We start from the raw sequence: 21729 nt of genomic DNA, 5'->3' as shown, positions 1-21729 counted from the left end.
GGGTGTGGTGGGTTCGCGCAGGACCTGGGCGGCGACGTCGTGGGCGGTGGCCCGTGGGGCTGCGGGCAGGAGCGTTTTGTGGTCGGCGTGCTGGTCCTGCTCGTCCTTGACGATGCCGGTGGCGACGGCGTCGACGCGGGCGGCGCCGAAGGCCCGTACGCCGAGGGGTTCGACGAGTTCGACGCCGCGCAGCCGCCGTTCTTCGAGGGAGAGGGAGCGGGCGGTGAACAGTCCGCGCCGTACGCGCAGGGTGCCGCCTGGTTCCCGCTCCAGGCGGTAGTTCCACCACATCTCGATCCACAGGCCGAGCGCGCCGAGGATGCCGGCGATCAGGGCGGCGGCGATCAGGGCGGCGATGGTCCAGGCGAGGGGTGTGTCGCGGAAGCGGTCGCCTATCCAGTGAATGACGTCGCGCTGGGCGCCGAACCATTCGCTGACCTGCATGAGCGCGCCGGCGGCGGCGCCGCCGAGGAGGGGGGCGACGAAGGAGACGGGGGCGTAGCGGATCCAGGCGGGGTCGAGGGCTGCGAGGGTGCCGTGGTGGGGGCCGGGTTCGGGTGCGGCCTGCCGGCCGAGGAGGAGGCGGCGCAGCCGTTCGCCTTCGGCCTTGGTGACGGGGTCGAGTTCGAGGGTGGACGCGCCGCCGGTGTGTTCGCCGGTGCCGATGCGGACCTTGACGAGGCCGAGGACGCGCAGGAGGGGGTTGGCGGCGAGGTCGACGCTGCGGATGCGTTCGCGGGCCAGGGAACGGCGGGTGGTGAGGAGGAGTCCGGTGTGGAGTTCGGCGCGTTCGGGGCCGATGCGGTAGCGGGTGCGGCGCCAGCGGATGTGGTCGCCGGCGGCGCTGAGGCCGACGAGGAGGGCGGCGCCGGCGGCGACCCACAGCAGTGCCTGCCACAGGGGCATGGTGGCGGCGAGGGCGAGGAGGACGGGGAGCGCGGCGCCGGCGGCGACGCCGGTCATGACGGCGGCGGTGACGAGGACGGTACGCCGGTCGAGGCGCCGCCAGTCCTCGTCGGCGGGGGTCATGTGGCGTCCCCGGGGGTGGCCTGCGTGATGCGGGTGAGCCGCTCCGCGAGGTCGGCGGCGGTCTCGTGATCGAGGCCCTCGATGCGCACGGCGCCCTTGGCGGAGGCGGTGGTGACGGTGACCGTGGCGAGGCGGAAGGTCTGTTCGAGGGGGCCGCGGACGGTGTCGACGGTCTGGATCCGGGACATGGGGGCGATGCGCCATTCCTGCCGGAAGTATCCCGTGCGGACGTAGACGGCGTCGTCGGTGACCTCCCAGCGGTGGACCTTGAACCACCAGTGGGGGAAGAAGGCGGTGGCGGCGAGGCCGATGACGGCCACGGCCGTCGCGGAGACGTACAGCCAGGTCCGCGCGGGCCCGATGAACGCGCCGAGGACGGCGAGGACGGCCACCGGGGCGGCGGTGTTCAGCAGCAGCCGCACCCGCCACCAGCCGACGGCCCGTTCGTTCAGGGTGTGCCGCGGCGGCCTGAGCCGTACGGTCTCCTCCACCGCTTCTTCCCCCGTCATCGCGACTACCTGCCGCGCAGTTCGCGGTAGGTGGCGGCGAGGGTGGCGGTGGAGCCGTCGAGCTGGTCGCCGCCGGTGCCCTCGGTCAGGACCGGTTCGATCTTCTTGGCGAGGACCTTGCCGAGTTCGACGCCCCACTGGTCGAAGGAGTCGATGTTCCAGACGGCGCCCTGGACGAAGACCTTGTGTTCGTAGAGGGCAATGAGCTGGCCGAGGACGGAGGGGGTCAGTTCGCCGGCGAGGAGGGTGGTGGTGGGGTGGTTGCCCTGGAACGTCTTGTGCGGCACGAGTTCCTCGGCGACGCCCTCGGCGCCTACCTCCTCGGGGGTCTTGCCGAAGGCGAGTGCCTGGGTCTGGGCGAAGAAGTTGGCCATGAGCAGGTCGTGCTGGGCGACCAGGCCGGGCTGGAAGCCGTCGACGGGGCGGGCGAAGCCGATGAAGTCGGCGGGGATGACCTTGGTGCCCTGGTGGATCAACTGGTAGTAGGCGTGCTGGCCGTTGGTGCCGGGGGTGCCCCAGACGACGGGGCCGGTCTGCCAGTCGACCGGGTTGCCGTCGCGGTCCACCGACTTGCCGTTGGACTCCATGTCGAGCTGCTGGAGGTAGGCGGTGAACTTGGACAGGTAGTGGGAGTAGGGCAGTACGGCATGGGACTGGGCGTCGAAGAACGCGCCGTACCAGATGCCGAGGAGGCCGAGGAGGAGGGGCGCGTTCTGCTCGGGCGGCGCGGTGCGGAAGTGCTCGTCGACGAGGTGGAAGCCGTCGAGCATCTCGCGGAACCGGTCCGGGCCGATGGCGATCATCAGGGAGAGGCCGATGGCGGAGTCGAAGGAGTAGCGGCCGCCGACCCAGTCCCAGAACTCGAACATGTTGGCCGTGTCGATGCCGAAGTCCTGGACCTTGCCGGCGTTGGTGGACAGGGCCACGAAGTGCTTGGCGACGGCTTCCTGGCCGGCGTCGAGTCCGGTGAGCAGCCAGGTCCGGGCGGAGGTGGCGTTGGTGACGGTCTCGATGGTGGTGAAGGTCTTGGAGGCGACGATGAAGAGCGTCTCGGCCGGGTCGAGGTCGTGGACGGCCTCGTGGAGGTCGGCGCCGTCGACGTTGGAGACGAAACGGAACGTCAGGTCCCGGCGGGTGAAGGAGCGCAGTGCCTCGTATGCCATCGCCGGGCCCAGATCGGAGCCGCCGATGCCGATGTTGACGATGTTCTTGATGGGCTTTCCGGTGTGGCCGGTCCAGGTGCCGGAGCGGACCCGCTCGGAGAAGGCGGCCATCTTGTCGAGGACGGCGTGCACGCCGGGGACGACGTTCTCGCCGTCGACCTCGATCACGGCGTCCCGGGGTGCGCGCAGCGCGGTGTGCAGGACCGCGCGGTTCTCGGTGGTGTTGATCCTCTCGCCGCGGAACATGGCGTCCCGTAGCCCGGCGACGTCGGTGGCGGCGGCCAGCTCGCGCAGCAGCGTGAGCGTCTCGTCGGTCACCAGGTGCTTGGAGTAGTCGAGATATAGGTCGCCGACCCTGAGGGTGTATCGGCTGCCGCGCTCCTTGTCGGCGGCGAACAGGTCCCGCAGATGGGTGTCGCCCAGCTGCTCCCGGTGTTTGCCGAGAGCGGCCCACTCCGGTGTCTGGTTGAGCCTGGCCCGGCTATCGGTGTTCATCTCGGACATCGCCCACTTCTTCTTTCTCACCTGTCTGCTTTGCCCCGCTGCCACTCCAACCTAATTGATCGAGCGGGGTCAACGACGCGACGGCGAGCGCGAAGCACCCGGCCGCCAGCAGGGCGGGGGTGTTCGGTCCCCAGGCCGCGGCCACCGCGCCGGCCGCCAGGGCGCCGAGCGGCGCTCCGGCGACGGCGAGCGTGCGGAAGGCGGCGCTGATCCGGCCGAGCATCCCGTCCGGGCTGCGTTCCTGCATCAGCGTCACCTGGTTGACGTTCCACACCAGTCCCATGGAGCCGAACAACGCCATCGCCGCGATCGTTACCCACAGCGCCTGGACGGCGCCCATCGCCAGCAGGCAGCCGGTCTGGAGGGCGCCGGCCAGCGTCACCGTGCGTATGCGGCCGAGGCGTTGGGCGATCCTGCGGGCTACAGCTCCGCCGGCGACGCCGCCGAGGGCGTACGCGGTGAGGGCGGCGGCGTAGCCGGTGTTGCCGGCGGAGAGCCAGCCGGTGACGTGCAGGACGAGGGTGGCGATCAGCGCGCCCATGCCGATGTTGCAGAGGGTGGTGGCGGTACAGAGCCGGCGCAGGGTGTCGTCGCGCCGCAGGGCGCGGATTCCTTCGGCCATGCCGGCGCGCAGGGTGGCTCCCGCGGGGCGTGGGGGCCGGGCGGGTGGGTCGGTGCGCAGGGAGGCGATGAGGAGCGCGGCGACGAGGTAGGTGGCGGCGTCGGAGACGTACGGCATGGCCGGGCCGGCGAGGAGCAGTGCGGGTACGAGGGGGGCGGCGAGGATTCCGCCGGCGATCTGCTGGCCGGTCATCAGGCGGGCGTTGGCGCCGGCGAGGGTCTCGGTGGGCACCAGGGACGGCAGCAGGGCGGTGGCGGCGTTGTCGAAGAGGGTCTGGAGGGTGGTGAGGGTGAAGGCGACGGCCAGGAGCAGGGCAATGGAGGCGTGCCCGAGGGCGACGGCGAGGGCGAAGCCGCCCATGAGCAGGGCGCGTACGGCGTCGACGGCCCACATGGCGCGGCGTTGGTCGACGCGGTCGGCGAGGGTGCCGCCGAGGAGTCCGAAGAGCAGCCAGGGCAGTTGGCCGCAGGCGGTGACGGCGGCGATGAGGAGGGGGTCGGTGGTGAGGGCCGCGGCGAGCAGGGGCAGGGCGGTCTTGCGCAGCGAGTCCCCGAAACTGGAGACGACGGCCGCGCCCCAGAGCCGCCCGAACCCGCCTCGCCAGGCGGGCGCGGCCTGGGTGCCTGGTGCCCGTGTTGTCGCCATGCTGCCCCCCGGCGCGGTCGGTTGATCTCCCTCGACGGTAGGGGGTGCCACTGACAACGGCGCGGGGTCGGCGGAGCGGGGCTCTGCGGGGCGGGTCGCCCGTGCCCGGGACGCCGGTGCGGCGCACGTGCCGCCGCAGCGGTGCCGGAACGCGCCGTGCGGCTCAGACGCCGGCGGCAGCGGCTGGGGGGTGCCGCGCGCCAGGGACGCGCGGGCTGCCGCAGGGCAGCGGCGACGTCCGGCGTGTGGCGGCTGGCGGCTGGCGTCCGCCAAGCGCGTCCGCCGGGAAGAGAACGGGCCCTGTCCGCGAATTCGCTTCGCGGGCAGGGCCCGTTCGTCCACTTCTCAGATTTCGCCGCGCAGTTTGGCGAGCGCCTCGGCGAGGATGGCCTCGCCGTCGGCGTCGCTGCGCCGCTCGCGCACGTATGCCAGGTGTGTCTTGTACGGCTCGGTGCGCGGCGGGGCGGGTGGGTTGTCCCGGTCCTGTCCGGCGGGGAAGCCGCAGCGCGGGCAGTCCCAGGTGTCGGGGACCTGCGCGTCGCTGGCGAAGCTAGGCTGCGTCTCGTGCCCGTTCGAGCACCAGAAGGAGATGCGCAGGCGCGGCGCGGACTCGCCCCGCTCGGCCTCACCCATCGGCCCCGCTCCGACCCGGCTTCCCCGGATCGCGTTGCCACTTGCCACGGTCGTAACTCCCTGCGTGATGGTGCTCGAAGATGCCCCAGTCTACGTAAGGCCCAACGCGCGTCCAGTGATTGGAGTTACACCCCGCCGCGGGACGCGGAAGCTACTGGTCAGCTGTCCAGCTTCATCAGCAGCGCAAGTACGATAATGCACGCGAACCACAGCAGACCGACCACGATGGTGATGCGGTCGAGGTTGCGCTCGGCCACCGAGGAACCGCCGACGGACGACTGCATGCCGCCACCGAACATGTCGGAGAGACCGCCGCCCTTTCCCTTGTGCATCAGCACCAGCAGCATCAGCAGCGCGCTGAAGACGATCAGGGCGATCGAGAATCCCATAACCACGGCTGGACCCTACTTCCTGGCAATTCTCTGACTTCGAACGGACGACGGGGGCCCGGGCTCGGCCGTGCGGCGTGAGCCGCGTCCGGTGCCGTGTGCCACAGGCCCCCGCAAGGGTACGACGGATCCGTCCTACCGCATACTCACCGGTCTACCGACCGGTGGGTATCACTGGTCGCGGAAGCGGACGATCTTGACGAACTCGTCGGCGTCCAGTGCCGCGCCGCCGACCAGGGCGCCGTCCACGTCCGGCTGGGCCATGATCGCGGCGACGTTGTTCGCCTTGACCGAGCCGCCGTACTGGATGCGGACCTTGTCGGCCAGCTCCTGCGAGTACAGCTCCGCGAGGCGGCCTCGGATCGCCCCGCAGACCTCCTGGGCGTCCTCGGGGGTGGCGACCTCGCCGGTGCCGATGGCCCACACGGGCTCGTAGGCGATGACGACGGTCTCGGCCTGCTCGGCGGGGATGTCCTTCAGGCCGCCGTCGAGCTGGGCGAGGGTGTGCGGGACCTGCTGGCCGGCCTTGCGGACGTCCAGGCCCTCGCCGACGCAGAGGATCGGGGTCAGGCCGTGCTTGAAGGCGGCCTTGACCTTGGCGTTGCAGATCTCGTCCGTCTCGTGGTGGTACTGGCGGCGCTCGCTGTGGCCGACGGCCACGTACGTGCACTTCAGCTTGGCGAGCATGAGGCCGGAGATCTCGCCGGTGTACGCGCCGGAGTCCTGCGCCGAGATGTCCTGGGCGCCGTACTTGATCTTCAGCTTGTCGCCGTCGACCAGGGTCTGGACGGACCGCAGGTCGGTGAAGGGCGGCAGGACGGCGACCTCGACGGCGTCGTAGTCCTTGTCGGCGAGCGCGAAGGCGAGCTTCTGGACGTGGGCGATGGCCTCGAGGTGGTTGAGGTTCATCTTCCAGTTGCCCGCCATCAGCGGGGTGCGGGTGGTCATGAAAGGTCAGTCCTCCAGTGCGGCGAGGCCGGGAAGCGTCTTGCCCTCGAGGTATTCGAGGCTGGCGCCGCCACCGGTCGAGATGTGGCCGAATGCGTTCTCGTCGAAGCCCAGGATGCGGACGGAGGCGGCAGAGTCGCCACCGCCGACGACGGTGAAGCCGTCGGAGTCCAGCAGGGCCTGCGCCACGGCCTTGGTGCCGTTGGCGTAGTCGGGGTGCTCGAAGACACCCATGGGGCCGTTCCAGAACACCGTGCCCGCGTCGGCGAGCTTGGCGGCGTACAGTTCGCGCGTCTTCGGGCCGATGTCCAGGCCCTCCTTGTCGGCCGGGATGGCGTCCGAGGCGACGAGCTCCGGGTTGGCCGGGGCCTTGGTCTTCAGGTCGGGGAATTCGGCCGAGACCATGACGTCGAGGGGGAGCACGAACTCCACGCCGCGCTTCTCGGCGCGGGCGAGGTAGTCCAGGCAGGCGGGGATCTGGTCCTCCTGGAGCAGCGAGATGCCGACCTCGTGGCCCTTGGCCTTGAGGAAGGTGTACGCCATGCCGCCGCCGACGAGGATGCGGTCGGCCTTCTCCAGCAGGTGGTCGATGACGCCGAGCTTGTCGGAGACCTTGGCGCCGCCGAGGACGACGACGTACGGGCGGCGGACGTCGTCGGTGAGCTTCTTGAGGACGCCGACCTCGGTGGCGATCAGGTAGCCGGCGGCGTGGGGCAGCCGGGCCGGCAGGTCGAAGACCGAGGCGTGCTTGCGGTGGACCGCGCCGAAGCCGTCGCCGACGTACACGTCGGCGAGCTCGGCGAGCTGGTCGGCGAACGCGCCGCGCTCGGCGTCGTCCTTGGCGGTCTCACCGGCGTTGAAGCGGAGGTTCTCGACGACGGCGACCTGGCCGTCGGTGAGGGCCGCGACGGTCGCCTTGGCGGACTCGCCGACGGTGTCGGTCGCGAAGGCCACGTCGGCGCCGAGGATCTCGCCGAGCCGGGCGGCGGCCGGGGCGAGGGAGAACGCCGGGTCCGGGGCGCCCTTGGGGCGGCCCAGGTGGGAGGCGACGATCACGCGGGCGCCGGCCTCGGCGAGCTTGGCGACGGTGGGCGCCACGGCGCGGATACGGCCGTCGTCGGTGATGGTGGTGCCCTCGAGCGGCACGTTCAGGTCGGCGCGGACGAATACGCGCTTGCCCGTGACGCCTTCCGCGAGAAGTTCGTCGATCGTCTTCATCTGGTTGGTGACTCCTTGAAGGTTCAGAAGGTCCACACAAGCCGCAGGGCTCGTACAGCGCATCATCGCGCTGTCCGAGCCCTGGGCTCACATCGAGGTGCCCGCCCTGGTGGTTTAGAGCTGGCCGCCGACGAAGACGGTCAGGTCGACGAGGCGGTTGGAGTAGCCCCACTCGTTGTCGTACCAGCCGAGGATCTTCACCGAGTTGCCCTCCTGGACCATGGTCAGGGAGGAGTCGAAGGTGCAGGAGGCCGGGTCGCTGACGATGTCCGAGGAGACGATCGGGTCCTCGGTGTAGTACAGGATGCCCTTGAGCTCGCCGTCGGCGGCCTTCTTGAACGCGGCGTTGACCTCGTCCTTGGTGACCTCGCGCTCGAGCTGGACGACCAGGTCGGTGGCGGAGCCGGTGGGGACCGGGACGCGCATGGCGATGCCGTCCAGCTTGCCCTTGAGCTTCGGCAGGACCAGAGCGGTGGCCTTCGCGGCACCCGTCGTGGTCGGGATGATGTTCTCCGCGGCGGCGCGGGCGCGGCGCAGGTCGGAGTGGGGGAAGTCCAGGATGCGCTGGTCGTTGGTGTAGGCGTGGACCGTGGTCATCAGACCCTTGACGATGCCGAAGTTCTCGTCGAGCACCTTCGCCATCGGCGCCACGCAGTTGGTGGTGCAGGAGGCGTTGGAGATGACGTGGTGGTTGGCCGGGTCGTACTTGTCCTGGTTCACACCCATGACGATGGTGATGTCCTCGTCCTTGGCCGGAGCCGAGATGAGGACCTTCTTGGCGCCGCCTGCGATGTGCTTCTCGGCGTCCGCCTTCTTGGTGAAGATGCCGGTCGACTCGATGACGATGTCGACGCCCAGGTCGCCCCAGGGGATGTCGGCCGGGTTGCGCTCGGAGAGCACCTTGATGGTGTGGCCGTCGACGGTGATGGTGTCGGCGGTGTGGGTGACCTCGGCCTTGAGGCGACCCAGAATGGTGTCGTACTTCAGCAGGTGAGCGGTGGTCGCGGTGTCACCCAGGTCATTGACAGCCACGATCTCGATGTCGGCACCCTGCTCAAGGAGCGCGCGGAAGTAGTTGCGACCGATGCGGCCAAAGCCGTTGATGCCTACGCGGATCGTCACGAACCGATCTCCTCGTTAGGTACGCCGGGTTTCGACGCCGGCGAGATTCTTTTAGGGATGTCCCCGACCGCTTACGACCCTACCTCTCCCGTCGGCTCAGAGTGACATCGTGTGCGGTCGGAAGACCCTGGAAATGCGCCGTGGCCCGTAACTACCGACGGGTTCGAGCCACTGTGCGTCTTTCATCCCGTTCACTGACTGTGATCAAAGGTGCGGGTGGTCGCTCAGCCGTGCACGGCGCGGAGCGCCTTCCGGATCAGGGCTCCGCGCTCCTCCGCGCGCACGACGTGCTCCAGGCCGAAGCCGAGGAGGACGGTGTCGCGGGTGGTGACGGCGGCCTGGGAGTGGAAGAGCCCCTGGGAGCGGGCCCAGTCGACGGCGTTGCCGGGGCTGCCGGCCGGGGCGCCGGGGACGGTCCAGGCGCCGAGGGAGGTCTCGAAGCCCTCGGTGTCCTGGGCTGCGCCGCCGACGACCAGCTTGGCGCCGTCGACGAAGACGCCCGTACCGCCGGTGCCGGGGTCGGAGATGTAGGAAAGGGAGACCTCGATCTTCTTGCCCGCGTAGGCGCTCAGGTCCATGGAGGCCTGGCGCCAGCCGTTGGAGGCGCCCGTGAAGGCGTGCCAGGCGCCGCTGGTGCCGGTGGCGGTGCAGGCCTCCTCGCCGACGGTCAGGTAGCGGGCGAGGAAGGGGTGGCCGCGGACGTAGTAGCCCTCGGCGCAGTCGGCGGGCGGTGCGGCGGAGGTGCCGCCGTTGGCGTCGGGGAGGGTGGTCCAGTCGTCCCGGCCGGCGGTGCGGGCCTCGACGACGAGGTTGTCGTAGCCCTCCTCGGTGTCGTGGCTGACCTGGAACTGGAGGCTGGGCCTGGCGGAGGCCTCGACGCCGGTCAGGTCGATCGTGCGGGTGAGCCGCATCCAGGCGTTGTCGGTGTGCCGGGCGGCGGCGAAGGAGGTGCCGTCGTACGGCTCGAAGGGGGTGCGGACGCCCGGGTAGTCGCCGGCCGAGTCGGCGGCGAAGTGGGGGAACTCGTCCGGTGTGAGGGTGTCGGAGGTGATCGTGTAGGCGCCGGCGCTGTCCAGCGGGTTGCCTTCGGCGGCTCCCAGGGCGGCGGTGGTGCGGGCGAACTTTCCGGTGCCGGAGAAGGACGGCGGAGAGGCCAGTGCGGCGCGGTGGTAGGCGCCGAGGTAGTACTGCGCGAAGTCGTTGGAGACGGCGCGCCCGATGAGGGCCTGTCCGCCGGACTGCTCACCGGCGTTGATCAGTTTGCCGCCCTCGTTGAGGTAGTCGCGTACGGCGAGGACGTTGGCGCCGGAGGGGCGGTCGGCGCCGGTGTACCAGACGACGGTACGGAAGTGGTCGAGGACGCCGAGGGGGTGCGGGGTGCCCTGGGTGGCGGTGTCCCAGACGGCGGCCGTGCGGCCGGCGGCGGCGAGGGCCTTGGTGTAGGCGGCGGTGTGCCGGGCGGCGGTGGTGCCGCCTTCTTCGGCGAGGACGAGGACGTCTCCGCGGGGCCGCTGAGCCACGGTGTACGTGAAGGGGGTGGAGGAGCTCGTCGTACCGGCGCGGGTGCGGCCGGTGAACCAGACCTCGACCGTGTCACCGGGCCGGGCGCCCTTCACGCGCGCGCGGTACTCGTCGAAGTAGAGGTTGTCCTCTCCTCCGTACCTTTCGCCGCCCATCCAGGCCTTGAGGTCCGCGGTGTGGGTGCGGCCGCCGTTGACGCGGTACTTCAGCTGCTTGTGGCGCAGGGACTTGCGGGCGGTGACGGCGACTTCCTGGGCTCCACCGCGCGCGTAGGAGGTGGTGAAGGCGTCGGGGGTGAAGTCGGGGGCCTCGATGCCGGTGGTGGAGACGGGCCGGTCGGGGTGGGCGGAGCTCTCGGCGACGGCGAGGGCGAAGGGGATGTTCTTGGCGAACTCCTGCTGGATCAGCTTCTCGTCGTCGGGGAAGGTGAACACGGAGGCGCAGTCGGCCGGGTTCCAGGCGTCGTCGGGGTCGATGCGGGAGGCGGTGGCGCATGTCGACATCTCGGGGGTGAACATCTGCATCCCGTTGACGTTGGCCGCGTGTCCGTCGGCCTCGCCGTTGGTCGTGTAGAGCTCGGAGGAGACCTGGGGGCGGTAGCCGGGCACGGCGGGCTTCTGCGGGGTGCCGGCGAGAGCCTTGAGGGCGATGTCGTCGGGGGTGTCGGTGGCGACCTGCCAGCCGACGCCGTAGAGGATCAGCTGTGCGGCGGAGTGGTAGTTGACGCCGTACTGGAAGCCGATGCGCTTTTGGAAGGCGTCGAGGGCGCGGGTCTCCGGTTCGGACATGGGGCCGGTGCCGCGGTAGGTCTCGTCGGCCGGGTCGGGGGACGAACCCTCGTTGTCGTAGCCCCACTTGTAGGAGAAGTTACGGTTGAGGTCGACGCCGTCGCCGGGGGTGATGCGGCCGTCGCCGTTGTTGTCGCGGAGGTTCTTGCGCCACTGGCGGTTGGCGCCGGAGGCGTGGGTGTGGTCGTAGCCGTCGGGGTTGACGGAGAGGACGAACCACAGCTCGGTGGTGTCGACGATCTTGGTGATGCGGGGGTCCTTGCCGTACTGGGCGAGGTAGTGGTGGAGCAGCCGCCGGGTCATCTCGGGGGTGATCCACTCGCGGGCGTGCTGGTTGGAGAGGTAGAGCGTGGCCGGCTTGGTGCCGTCCTTGGTGGTCTTGGCGCCCTTGCTGACCTTGAGGGCGAGGATGTCCTGGCCCTTGACGGTCTTGCCGATGGAGACGGCCTTGGTGAGGCCGGGGTGGGCCTGGGCGGTGGCGAGGATCTCCTGCTTGAGGCCGCCGGGGCCGCCGTAGGGGCGGAAGACGCCGTCTCCGGCGGCGGCGACGCGGCGGGCGGCCTGGGCGGAGAGGGTGTGCTCGGTGAGGTCGAGGCCCTTGGCGCGCAGCTGCCGGGCCTGCCGGTGGGTGAGGTGGAGCTCGAGCGTGGCGGTGCCCCGGTCGGGCACCTGCTCGGTGAGTTCGTGTCCGTCGGTGCCTGCTTCGAGCAGGAGAGGTACGTGTTCCTTGCCGACGGGCGCGCGCCATACGGCCAGGGCGTCGTCGCCGCCCGTGTCGCCTTGGCGGTCGTCGGCTCCGGCGGTGGGTGCCGCCGCCAGAGCGGTGATCAGCAGTGAAGCCGCGGCGAGGATCGAACTCGCTCTGCGTCTCATGAGCCCCCCTTGCTGTTGTCTGCCACGAGAGTGGACAGACGCCAGGCTCATGACAGCCCATGATCATGTCAAGAGTGCCTGGCGGGCCACCGGAATGCCGCCGCCGACGCCTCAAGGAGGCGTCGGCGGCCGGGAGTTGAGCGGTCGCGCGGCGGTGGGAGGGCTCAGCCGACGAGGCTGTCGTCCATCTCCTCGGTGAGGTTGGACTCGGTCCCGGGGATGCCGAGATCCTGTGCGCGCTTGTCGGCCATGGCCAGCAGACGGCGGATCCGGCCGGCGACGGCGTCCTTGGTCAGCGGCGGGTCGGCGAGCGCGCCCAGCTCCTCCAGGGAGGCCTGCTTGTGCTCCATCCGCAGCCGGCCCGCGGCCGCCAGGTGCTCGGGCACCTCGTCGGCGAGGATCTCCAGGGCGCGCTGCACCCGGGCGCCCGCGGCGACCGCCGCGCGGGCCGAGCGGCGCAGATTGGCGTCGTCGAAGTTGGCGAGCCGGTTGGCGGTGGCGCGGACCTCGCGGCGCATCCGCCGCTCCTCCCAGGCCAGCACCGACTCGTGCGCGCCGAGCCGGGTCAGCAGGGCGCCGATCGCGTCGCCGTCGCGGACGACGACCCGGTCCACGCCGCGTACCTCACGGGCCTTCGCGGCGATGGAGAGCCTGCGGGCGGCGCCCACCAGCGCGAGGGCGGCCTCGGGTCCGGGGCAGGTGACCTCCAGGGAGGAGGAACGTCCCGGCTCGGTCAGCGAGCCGTGCGCCAGGAACGCGCCACGCCAGGCGGCCTCGGCGTCGCAGGTCGCCCCGGAGACGACCTGCGGGGGCAGCCCGCGGATCGGCCGGCCCCGGCCGTCGACCAGGCCGGTCTGGCGCGCCAGCTGGTCGCCGCCGGCCACCACCCGCACGACGAAGCGGGAGCCGCGGCGCAGCCCGCCGGGGGCCATCACGATCAGCTCGGAGGTGTGGCCGAAGATCTCCAGGATGTCCCGCTTCAGCCGCCGGGCGGCCATCGCGGTGTCCAGTTCCGCCTCGATCACGATCCGGCCGCTCACGAGGTGCAGCCCGCCCGCGAACCGCAGGATCGACGAGACCTCCGCCTTTCTGCAGCAGGTCCGGGTGACGGGGAGCCGGGAGATCTCGTCCTTCACCGCTGCCGTCATCGCCATGGGCCGATCCTTCCATGCATCCGAAAAATACGGTCGTACGCGGCTGCCAACAGCTCCGGATCGTGCTTCGGAACGCCATCGGGTCGGGCGACCGGCGCCAGCTCGACCGCGGCACCGAGCCGCTTGGCGGCGTCGGCGAGGGAGTCGCGGTCGGGCACGGCGGCCTCGTCGGCGAGCACCACGTCCAGGGCGAGTTTAGGGGCGTGTCGCCCCAAAACCTCCAAATGACGCTGCGGAGAGAACCCTTCGGTTTCTCCGGGCTGTGGCGCGAGGTTGAGCGAGAGGACCCGGCGGGCCTTGGTCTCCACGAGGGCGTCCAGCAGCTCGGGTACGAGCAGGTGCGGGATCACCGAGGAGAACCAGGAGCCGGGGCCGAGCACCACCCAGTCGGCGTCGAGGACGGCGGCGACGGCCTCCGGCACGGCGGGCGGGTCGTTCGGTACGAGGTGCACGGACTGCACCTCGCCGGGGGTGAGCGCGACGGTGGCCTGGCCGCGGACGGTGTCCACGTCCTCCGGACGTGCCGGGTCGTGTCCCTTGACCAGGGCCTGGAGCTCCAGGGGCACGGCGGACATGGGCAGCACCCGGCCGTGCGCGCCGAGCAGCTTGCCGACCAGGTCCAGGGCCTGGACGTGGTCGCCGAGCTGTTCCCACAGGGCGACGATCAGCAGATTGCCGACGGCGTGCTCGTGCAGGTCGCCCTTGGACTGGAAGCGGTGCTGGATGACGCGGGACCAGGTCTGGCCCCAGTCGTCGTCGCCGCAGAGCGCGGCCAGGGCCTTGCGCAGGTCGCCGGGGGGCAGCACGCCGAGCTCCTCGCGGAGCCGGCCGCTGGAGCCCCCGTCGTCGGCGACCGTGACCACGGCGGTCAGGTCGCCGGTGATACGGCGCAGCGCGGCGAGCGAGGCCGACAGGCCCATGCCGCCGCCGAGCGCGACGACCTTGGGCTGGGCGCCGCGTCTGCGGAGCGTACGGACCGAGAGGGTGCTCGTACGCCGGCGGTAAGGCTTCACTCGCGCCCCATGTCCCGGTGGACGACGACGGTCTCGACCCCTTCCGAGGCGAGACGGGCGGCGAGCTTCTCGGTCGTGGCGACGGAGCGGTGCTTGCCGCCCGTGCAGCCGACGGCGATGGTCACGTACCGCTTGCCCTCGCGGCGGTAGCCCGAGGCGATCAGCTGGAGGAGCTCGGTGTAGCGGTCGAGGAACTCCTTGGCGCCGGGCTGGTTGAAGACGTAGTTGGACACCTCTTCGTTGAGGCCGGTGAAGGGGCGCAGCTCGGGGACCCAGTGGGGGTTGGGCAGGAAGCGCATGTCGACGACGAGGTCGGCGTCGACCGGCAGGCCGTACTTGAACCCGAAGGACATGACGGTGGCCCGCAGCTCCGGCTCCTCGTCGCCGGCGAACTGGGCGTCCATCTTGGCGCGCAGTTCGTGGACGTTGAGACTGGAGGTGTCGATGACCAGGTCGGCGTCGCCGCGCAGCTCGCGCAGCAGGTCGCGCTCGGCGGCGATACCGTCGGTGATCCGGCCGTCACCCTGGAGGGGGTGCGGGCGGCGGACCGACTCGAAGCGCCTGACCAGGGCCTCGTCGGAGGATTCCAGGAAGACGATCCGGCGGGTGACCTGCTTGGCGTCGAGGTCGGCGAGGGATTCCCTGAGGTTGTCGAAGAAGCGCCGGCCGCGGACGTCGACGACGACGGCGATCCGGGCGACATTGCCCTGGGAGCGGGCGCCGAGCTCCACCATGGTGGGGATCAGCGCGGGCGGCAGGTTGTCGACGACGAACCAGCCGAGGTCCTCCAGGCACTTGGCGGCCGTGCTGCGGCCCGCGCCGGACATGCCGGAGATGATTACCAGCTCGGGGATGGCCGACTCGGCGGCCTCACCGGCCTCCTTCGTGCCCGTACTCACGTGTGCTGCTCCGTCTTCTCGGTCGTACTCGGTCATGCTGTCGTTCCCCCGTCGTCTTCAATGATCTCTCCTGTCGCCGTGTTCACGGCGGGTGCGGCCGGAGCCGCCTGTGCGAGGGCCACGGCCACGGCCTCGGCGGTCTTGCGGCCCATGCCCGGGACCTCGCAGATCTGCTCGATTGTCGCCTGCCGCAGCCGCTTCACCGAGCCGAAATGCTTGATCAACGCCTGCTTGCGGGTCTCACCGAGGCCCGGCACCCCGTCCAGGGGGCTGACCCGCAGGCGCTTGTGGCGCTTGGTGCGCTGGTAGCGGATGGCGAAGTCGTGAGCGGTGTCACGGACCCGCTGGAGGAGGTAGAGGCCCTCGCTGGAGCGGGGCAGGACGACCGGGTCGTCGTTGCCTGGCAGCCAGACCTCCTCCAGACGCTTGGCGAGGCCGCAGACGGCGATGTCGTCGATGCCGAGCTCGTCCAGGGCCCGCTGGGCGGCCGCGACCTGCGGCTGGCCGCCGTCGACGACGACGAGCTGGGGCGGGTAGGCGAACCTCTTGGGCCGGCCGTTGTCCTCCGCGGGGACCTCGCCGGACAGGGCGGCCTCGGCGGCCTCCGCAGGGACCTCGCCGGACAGGGCGGCCTCGGCGGCCTCCTCACCGCCTTCGGCGGGCACGGCCCACTCTCCCGTCTTCTCCTTCTCCGCGAGGTAGCGCCGGAAGCGGCGGGTGAGGACCTCGTGCATGGAGCGGACGTCGTCCTGGCCCTCGAAGCCCTTGATCTGGAAGCGGCGGTACTCGCTCTTGCGGGGCAGCCCGTCCTCGAAGACGACCATGGAGGCGACGACGTCCTCGCCCTGGAGGTGGGAGATGTCGAAGCACTCGATGCGCAGCGGCGCCGACTCCAGCTCCAGGGCGTCGGCGATCTCCTCCAGGGCCCGGGAGCGAGTGGTGAGGTCGCTGGCGCGCTTGGTCTTGTGCAGGACGAGGGCCTGCTGGGCGTTGCGGGCGACGGTGGCCATCAGGTCCTTCTTGTCGCCGCGCTGGGGGATGCGCAGGGAGACCTGGGAGCCGCGGCGGCCGGCCAGCCACTGGGTGACGGCGTCGGCGTCGTCCGGGATGGCCGGGACGAGGACCTCCTTGGGGACGGCGTCGCCGGTCTCCTCCCCGTACAGCTGCTGCAGGGCGTGCTCGACCAGGCCGGCCGTGTCGACGGCCTCGACCTTGTCGGTAACCCAGCCGCGCTGGCCGCGCACCCGCCCGCCGCGGACGTGGAAGATCTGCACGGCCGCTTCGAGCTCGTCCTCGGCGACGGCGATCAGGTCGGCGTCGGTGGCGTCGGCGAGGACGACGGCGCTCTTCTCCATGGCCCGCCGCAGGGCCTCCATGTCGTCGCGGAGGCGGGCGGCGCGCTCGTACTCCATCCCCTCGGCCGCCGCCATCATGTCCTTCTCCAGGCGGCGCAGGTACGTGCCCGTGCGGCCGGTCATGAAGTCGCAGAAGTCCTCGGCCAGTTCGCGGTGTTCCTCGGGGGTGACGCGGCCGACGCAGGGGGCCGAGCACTTGCCGATGTAGCCGAGCAGGCAGGGGCGACCGGTGCGGGCGGCGTTCTTGAACACCCCCGCGGAGCACGTACGGACGGGGAAGACGCGCAGCATCAGGTCGACGGTCTCGCGGATCGCCCAGGCGTGGGCGTACGGCCCGAAGTAGCGCACGCCCTTCTTCTTGTGGCCGCGCATCACCTGCACCCGCGGGAAGTCCTCGTTCATGGTCACCGCGAGGTACGGGTAGCTCTTGTCGTCCCGGTACTTGACGTTGAACCGGGGGTCGAACTCCTTGATCCAGGAGTACTCCAGCTGGAGCGCCTCGACCTCGGTGGACACCACCGTCCACTCCACGGAGGCGGCCGTGGTGACCATGGTGCGCGTGCGCGGGTGCAGACCCGCCAGGTCCTGGAAGTAGTTGGCGAGGCGCTGGCGCAGGGACTTCGCCTTCCCGACGTAGATCACCCGGCGGTGCTCGTCGCGGAATTTGTAGACCCCCGGGGAGTCGGGGATCTGTCCCGGCTTGGGGCGGTAGCTGGAGGGGTCTGCCATGCATCACACCCTACTTGCGGGCAGTGACAGAGCGGGGTCCCGGACCGATTCGAGCGCCTCCTGGCCGGACCTGGGCGCGGTCGGGGGCGGGGCGGGCGGGCGCCCCGGCCGGGTGGTGCAGGCCCGGCCGGGGCGTCGCGCGTTCGTTCACCACGGGGGTCTGGCTCCTGGCGGGCGGCTCACTCCCGCCAGGGACCCCTGGGGCTGGTGCGGTGTCACTCCTGTCGGGTGCGGCGGCGGCGCAGGGCCGTGGTGGTGATGAGGACGAGGGCGGTGAGGGCTCCGGCGCCCGCCGTCGCCGAGGCGATGGTCACAGCGGACCCGCCGGAATCGGGGGCGGCGGATGCCACGGTGACCGGGACGGATGCGGAGGCGGGGGCGGGTGCGGGGGCGGGGGCGGGCCGGTCGTAGCCGCCGGCCTTGCCGTCGCGCGCGTAGGCCGAGCCGGGGAGCTTGTCGCCGTACGCCTTGGCCACGCGCGCGTGGTACCGGTCGAGGGTGGTGCCGTTCGCGCCGATCGCGCGGACGGCGTCCTCGTCGAGCGGGAGGATCTTGGTGCCCTTGTGGACGTACCAGGCGTCGATCTGCGGCTCGCGGAAGACGATGCCGCCGGGCAGGGCGCGGGCGCCCTGGGCGGCGTAGCGGGTCTCGTCGTCGCCGGTGGCGATGTTCACGACCTGCCAGGTGCCGGCCCTCTTCACCGTCCACAGGGAGGCCTTGCGGCCGTCGGCGGAGACCGCCTTGGCGGCGTGGAACTCCACCTTCGCGACGGGTGCGCCGGGCCGGCCCGCGACGAAGTCCGCGGAGAGGAACCGCACCGGTACGGACCGGCCTTCGATTCGGGGCTGGACGGCGGAGCGGGCCGTCGCGCCGTCGCGGGCGAAGAAGCGGGAGAGGGTGTCGAGGGTGGCGGGGGCCGAGACGGCCTGGTCAGGAGTTGTCGGGGTGGTCGGGACGGGGGTCGCGTGGGCCAGGGGGGAGGCCAGGCCGATCAGTGCGGGGGTGAGGGCCGCGGTCAGGGCGGCGGCCGGTATCAGGCGTCGGGTCATGGCACTCACGCCCCGATCCGGTAGAGCGAGTGGGTCCAGGAGAAGGAGTTGTTGTCGACGTACCAGGCGTGGGAGGCCCAGTTGTAGCGGTCGTTGGAGGGCCAGGGGTCGCCCCAGTAGACCCAGCTGTTGGCGTCGTCGTAGCCGTAGACGACGTGCATGTGGCCGCCGCCGCTGGACCACTGGATGCGAGTCTCGATCGGCCGGTTGTTGTTGATCTCGGTCTGGACGGTGGAGTAGCGCAGCCAGCCGTTGACGTACGAGCCGGCGTTGATGCCCGCCCAGCGCAGGCCGGTCTGGACGTGGCCGAGGGTGGCCTGGTTGTTGGGGCACTCGGTGCCCTGCTGGCGGTTGAAGGCGGCGTTGCAGAACTGGTTCTGGCTGTAGCCGCGGCCGAACCAGGTGGCGATGGTGTTGCCGGCGGCGGCCCAGCACCAGTTGCTCTTCTGCTGGGCCTGCATGGTGATGCCGAGCCGCTTGGAGGCGAGGGCGGACTGGTCTTGGCTCTGTGCGGACCGGCCCTGGCTCTGGGCGGTCTGCGCGGAACGGTCGTGGCTCGGTGCGGCGGTTGCCGTGGCGGTCGGCACGGCGAAGAGGGCCACGGCGGCGAGCGCCGTGAGGGAGAGCCCTCCGCGTCGTTCTGTTCTCTTGCGCATCGCGTTCCTCCCGAATGGCGGGGGGTGGGGGGTGGGGATTGGAGGAGCGCGTCCGGACGCTGGTGGGAGCATCGATCGTTGTCGTGAGCTGGTCAACACGGTTGAATGCGGGATGACATGGAGCTGTGAACGGTCAGGCCGGAGTGTGAACGGTCCGCCCCTGCCCACCTGCGCGTCCGTCCGACGCGGCGGGCGGGCGCGCGGCGTGTCGTGAACGTTCACCGTGGAGTCCCGGGAAGCGGTGAGGAGTTGTGAGGAGTCCGGAGGAGTCCTGATGGGGAACAGCGAGGCCGATCTGGCGCAGGTCCTGCACACGGGACCCTTCCACCTGGCGCTGCGCACCGCGCTCGCGGTGCGGGGCCTGCCGCTCCAGCGGGTCCAGCACCATCTGGCGCACCGCGGCGTCAAGGTGGGCGTGACGAGCCTCAGTTACTGGCAGCAGGGCGCCCGCCGGCCGCAGCGGCCCGAGTCCCTGCGCGCCGTACGCGCCCTGGAGGAGGTCCTCCAGCTGCCCGGCAACTCGCTGATCCGGCTGCTGGCCGGGAGCGGGGCGGCCGGGACGGTGGAGCGGCCGGCCTCCCGCTCGTACCGTTCGCTGGTGGAGGTGTCCGGCGCGGTCGAGCAGCTCCTCGCGGAGCTGGAGTCGCCCACGGACGGCGGGCTGCACACGGTCGGCCACCACGAGCGGGTACGGATCGGGGCGGGGCGTGAGCTGCTGGGCCGCGAGTCCCAGCACGTGGTGCGCGCCCACCGGGACGGGATCGACCGCTATATCGCCATCCACCACGGCGACCCGGGCTGCGACCCGTCGCGGGTGACGGTCCGGGCCACCGAGAACTGCCGCACCGGGCGGGTCCGGGTGCATCAGGGGACCGGGGTGGTCGTCGCCGAGCTGCTGTTCGACGCCCGACTGCGGGCCGGGGAGACGTACCTGTTCGGCTACGGCTTCGAGGACGCGACGGGCGGGCCGAGCGCCGAGTACGTCCGGGGTTTCAGCTTCGCGGGCGGGCAGTACGTGCTTCAGGTGCGGTTCGACGAGGCGGCGCTGCCGGTGCGGTGCCGGCGGTTCGCCCAGGCGTCGGCGGGGGCGCCGCGCGGGGGCCGCGCCGATCTGACGCTGAGCGGGCATCACCGCACGGTGCATCTGGTGGAGCAGGGGGTACGGCCGGGGATCCTGGGGATCGAGTGGAACTGGGAGTGACCTGGCGTCAGGGGACTGGTGGTGGTCCTGACCGTGACCCTGGTGCCGGGGCCTGGTGCCGCGGGCCTGGTCAGGCGTCGGGGCCGGCGATCAGCTTGCCGTTCTCGACCTTGACCGGGACCTCGGGGAGCGGCACGGTCGCCGGGCCCTTGAGCGCCTTGCCGGTCGTCACGTCGAAGCGGCTGCCGTGGCAGGGGCAGTTGCCCTCGTTGTTCTCGATCTTGTCGAGGACGCAGCCGGCGTGGGTGCACTGCGCGCTGAACGCCTTGTACTGGCCCTTCGCCGGGCAGCTCACCAGCACCCGCTGCTCGCGGTAGAGCTTGGCGCCCCCGACCGGGACCTCCTCCGCGGCGCCGAGGGCGACCGGCGCGGTCGGGGTCGGCGTCTGGGCGTGCCCCAGCTTGGACTCCGTGGAGCAGGCGGCCACGCCGAGCCCGGCCGCTCCGGCGAGGGCGGCGCCTTTCAGCACGGTACGGCGGGCGGGCGACTGGCCGGACATGAGCGCTCCATGGTGCGGGTCGGTGCGATGCGGGACGGTGCGGGACGAATGACCTGCTCGACGATACCGGCGCGGGTGGCCGGTGGCGCGGGCGGGGCGGCGCCCGGGCGAGCCGAGGGGGGTGTGCGAACGCAACGCCATGGGTTACGTTCGCGGGCGTGATCGTCGTCGCCGGAGAGTCCCTGATCGACCTGGTCCCGCAGGGGGCCGCGACCGGTCCGCTCGCGGCGCTGGTCCCCCGGCGGGGCGGCGGGCCGTACAACACCGCGGTCGCGCTCGGGCGGCTCGGCGCGGAGGTGGCCTTCTGCTCCCGGGTGTCCACGGACGGCTTCGGCGAGGCCCTGATGGAGGGGCTGCGCTCGGCGGGCGTACGGACCTCGCTCGTCCAGCGGGGACCCGAGCCGACGACGCTGGCGCTCGCCACGGTCGGCGCGGACGGCTCGGCGGGCTACGGCTTCTACGTGGAGGGAACGGCCGACCGTCTCTTCGAGCTGCCGGAGCGGCTGCCGCAGGGCGTACGGGCGGTGGCCTTCGGGACGTGCTCGCTGGCGCTGGAGCCGGGGGCGAGCGCGTACGAGGCGCTGCTGCGCCGGGAGTCGCGGCGAGGGGTGTCCACCCTGCTCGACCCGAACGTGCGGGCGGGGCTGATCGGGGACGCGGAGGCGTACCGGAAGCGGTTCGCGGCCTGGCTGCCGTACGTGTCGCTGCTGAAGCTCTCCGAGGACGATGCCCGGTGGCTGGGCGGGACGCCGCAGGAGTGGCTGGCGGCGGGCCCGTCGGCGGTCGTCCTGACGCGGGGCGGCGCGGGCCTGACGGTGTGCACGCGCCGGCTGACGGTCTCGGTCCCGGCGGTGCCGGTCCGCGTCGCGGACACGATCGGCGCGGGCGACACCGTGAACGCGGCCCTGCTCCACGGCCTCCCGGGCGGCCCCCTCGACGCCTTGACCGCCGCGGACTGGTCCTCCCTGCTGACCTACGCCTCCCACGCCGCCGCCCTCACCTGCACCCGCCCGGGCGCGGAGCCGCCGTACGCGGCGGAGCTGGCGGGGGTGGCGGGGGTGGCACCGGCTGGGGCGGGGCGCCCGGGGAAGCGGGCCTGAGGGGCGGCGGGGGTGGCCCGGCGCCCGCGCGGAGGCGCGAGCGGCGCCTGCGGGGGGGCCACGGCCCGCGAACCTCGCGCCTTCAGGCCCACCGCCCGCCAAGGCGGCTC

The 21729-nt window shown here is 71.7% G+C and carries 19 protein-coding genes; 2 read left to right on the top strand and 17 right to left on the bottom strand.

Translation table 11 applies throughout. The features are described from left to right. The 16 genes from IEZ01_RS08225 to IEZ01_RS08150 all read right to left on the bottom strand — a co-directional run. The coding region (locus tag IEZ01_RS08225; protein ID WP_229832782.1) for a PH domain-containing protein at positions 1-1029 on the bottom strand (1029 nt) is incomplete at its 3' end. Continuing rightward, entirely contained in the window at positions 1026-1538 is a 513-nt protein-coding gene (locus IEZ01_RS08220) for a PH domain-containing protein (RefSeq protein ID WP_189200721.1), read from the bottom strand. The genes IEZ01_RS08225 and IEZ01_RS08220, both read right to left, overlap by 4 nt. Before the next feature lie 5 nt (positions 1539-1543). Next, entirely contained in the window at positions 1544-3196 is a 1653-nt protein-coding gene (pgi, locus tag IEZ01_RS08215) for a glucose-6-phosphate isomerase (RefSeq protein ID WP_189200815.1), read from the bottom strand. After that, positions 3183-4472, bottom strand: coding sequence for an MFS transporter (locus tag IEZ01_RS08210; protein WP_189200719.1), 1290 nt, complete (start codon positions 4470-4472; stop codon positions 3183-3185). The genes pgi and IEZ01_RS08210 overlap by 14 nt, the downstream gene beginning before the upstream one ends. Before the next feature lie 345 nt (positions 4473-4817). Further along, on the bottom strand, positions 4818-5153 hold the full coding sequence (locus tag IEZ01_RS08205) for an RNA polymerase-binding protein RbpA (protein WP_010352468.1): 336 nt from the start codon (positions 5151-5153) through the stop codon (positions 4818-4820). 110 nt (positions 5154-5263) lie between these two features. Next, complete coding sequence (secG, locus tag IEZ01_RS08200; RefSeq protein WP_019885343.1) at positions 5264-5494, bottom strand: preprotein translocase subunit SecG; 231 nt, start codon at positions 5492-5494, stop codon at positions 5264-5266. A 171-nt stretch (positions 5495-5665) separates the two neighbouring features. Then, positions 5666-6442 carry a triose-phosphate isomerase gene (tpiA, locus tag IEZ01_RS08195; protein ID WP_019885344.1) on the bottom strand — a complete coding sequence of 259 codons (777 nt, stop codon included), beginning with the start codon at positions 6440-6442 and terminating at the stop codon, positions 5666-5668. Between the two features lie 6 nt (positions 6443-6448). Continuing rightward, positions 6449-7660 carry a phosphoglycerate kinase gene (locus tag IEZ01_RS08190; RefSeq protein ID WP_019885345.1) on the bottom strand — a complete coding sequence of 404 codons (1212 nt, stop codon included), beginning with the start codon at positions 7658-7660 and terminating at the stop codon, positions 6449-6451. Positions 7661-7774: 114 nt separating this feature from the next. After that, complete coding sequence (gene gap / locus IEZ01_RS08185; protein WP_189200717.1) at positions 7775-8782, bottom strand: type I glyceraldehyde-3-phosphate dehydrogenase; 1008 nt, start codon at positions 8780-8782, stop codon at positions 7775-7777. A 224-nt stretch (positions 8783-9006) separates the two neighbouring features. Continuing rightward, on the bottom strand, positions 9007-11964 hold the full coding sequence (locus IEZ01_RS08180) for a M14 family metallopeptidase (RefSeq protein WP_189200715.1): 2958 nt from the start codon (positions 11962-11964) through the stop codon (positions 9007-9009). A 164-nt stretch (positions 11965-12128) separates the two neighbouring features. Next, positions 12129-13118 carry a DNA-binding protein WhiA gene (gene whiA / locus IEZ01_RS08175; protein ID WP_019885348.1) on the bottom strand — a complete coding sequence of 330 codons (990 nt, stop codon included), beginning with the start codon at positions 13116-13118 and terminating at the stop codon, positions 12129-12131. Then, positions 13109-14131, bottom strand: coding sequence for a gluconeogenesis factor YvcK family protein (locus IEZ01_RS08170; RefSeq protein ID WP_019885349.1), 1023 nt, complete (start codon positions 14129-14131; stop codon positions 13109-13111). Before IEZ01_RS08170 ends, whiA begins: the two co-directional genes overlap by 10 nt. After that, positions 14128-15066, bottom strand: coding sequence for an RNase adapter RapZ (gene rapZ / locus IEZ01_RS08165; RefSeq protein ID WP_028797400.1), 939 nt, complete (start codon positions 15064-15066; stop codon positions 14128-14130). Before rapZ ends, IEZ01_RS08170 begins: the two co-directional genes overlap by 4 nt. Further along, entirely contained in the window at positions 15063-17114 is a 2052-nt protein-coding gene (uvrC, locus tag IEZ01_RS08160; RefSeq protein ID WP_189200713.1) for an excinuclease ABC subunit UvrC, read from the bottom strand. The genes rapZ and uvrC overlap by 4 nt, the downstream gene beginning before the upstream one ends. 215 nt (positions 17115-17329) lie before the next feature. Further along, positions 17330-18163, bottom strand: a complete 834-nt coding sequence (locus tag IEZ01_RS08155) for a hypothetical protein (RefSeq protein WP_019885352.1) — start codon at positions 18161-18163, stop codon at positions 17330-17332. 5 nt (positions 18164-18168) lie between these two features. After that, a complete protein-coding gene (locus IEZ01_RS08150) occupies positions 18169-18819 on the bottom strand; it encodes a papain-like cysteine protease family protein (protein ID WP_189200711.1) in 651 nt (216 codons plus the stop codon). 274 nt (positions 18820-19093) lie between these two features. Here IEZ01_RS08150 and IEZ01_RS08145 point away from each other — a divergent pair, with 274 nt between their 5' ends. Then, positions 19094-20020 (top strand): hypothetical protein, encoded by a 927-nt coding sequence (locus IEZ01_RS08145; protein WP_019885354.1) that lies wholly within the window; start codon positions 19094-19096, stop codon positions 20018-20020. 70 nt (positions 20021-20090) lie between these two features. Here the strand turns inward: IEZ01_RS08145 and IEZ01_RS08140 are convergent, their stop codons facing one another. Next, positions 20091-20519, bottom strand: a complete 429-nt coding sequence (locus IEZ01_RS08140; protein ID WP_019885355.1) for a Rieske (2Fe-2S) protein — start codon at positions 20517-20519, stop codon at positions 20091-20093. A gap of 158 nt (positions 20520-20677) precedes the next feature. Here IEZ01_RS08140 and IEZ01_RS08135 point away from each other — a divergent pair, with 158 nt between their 5' ends. Further along, positions 20678-21619, top strand: a complete 942-nt coding sequence (locus IEZ01_RS08135) for a carbohydrate kinase family protein (RefSeq protein WP_189200709.1) — start codon at positions 20678-20680, stop codon at positions 21617-21619. Positions 21620-21729: the final 110 nt, after the last annotated feature.

This window comes from Streptomyces purpureus (assembly GCF_014648195.1).
Lineage (GTDB): Bacteria > Actinomycetota > Actinomycetes > Streptomycetales > Streptomycetaceae > Streptomyces > Streptomyces purpureus.
This window is presented reverse-complemented; position numbering and strand designations above follow the sequence as displayed.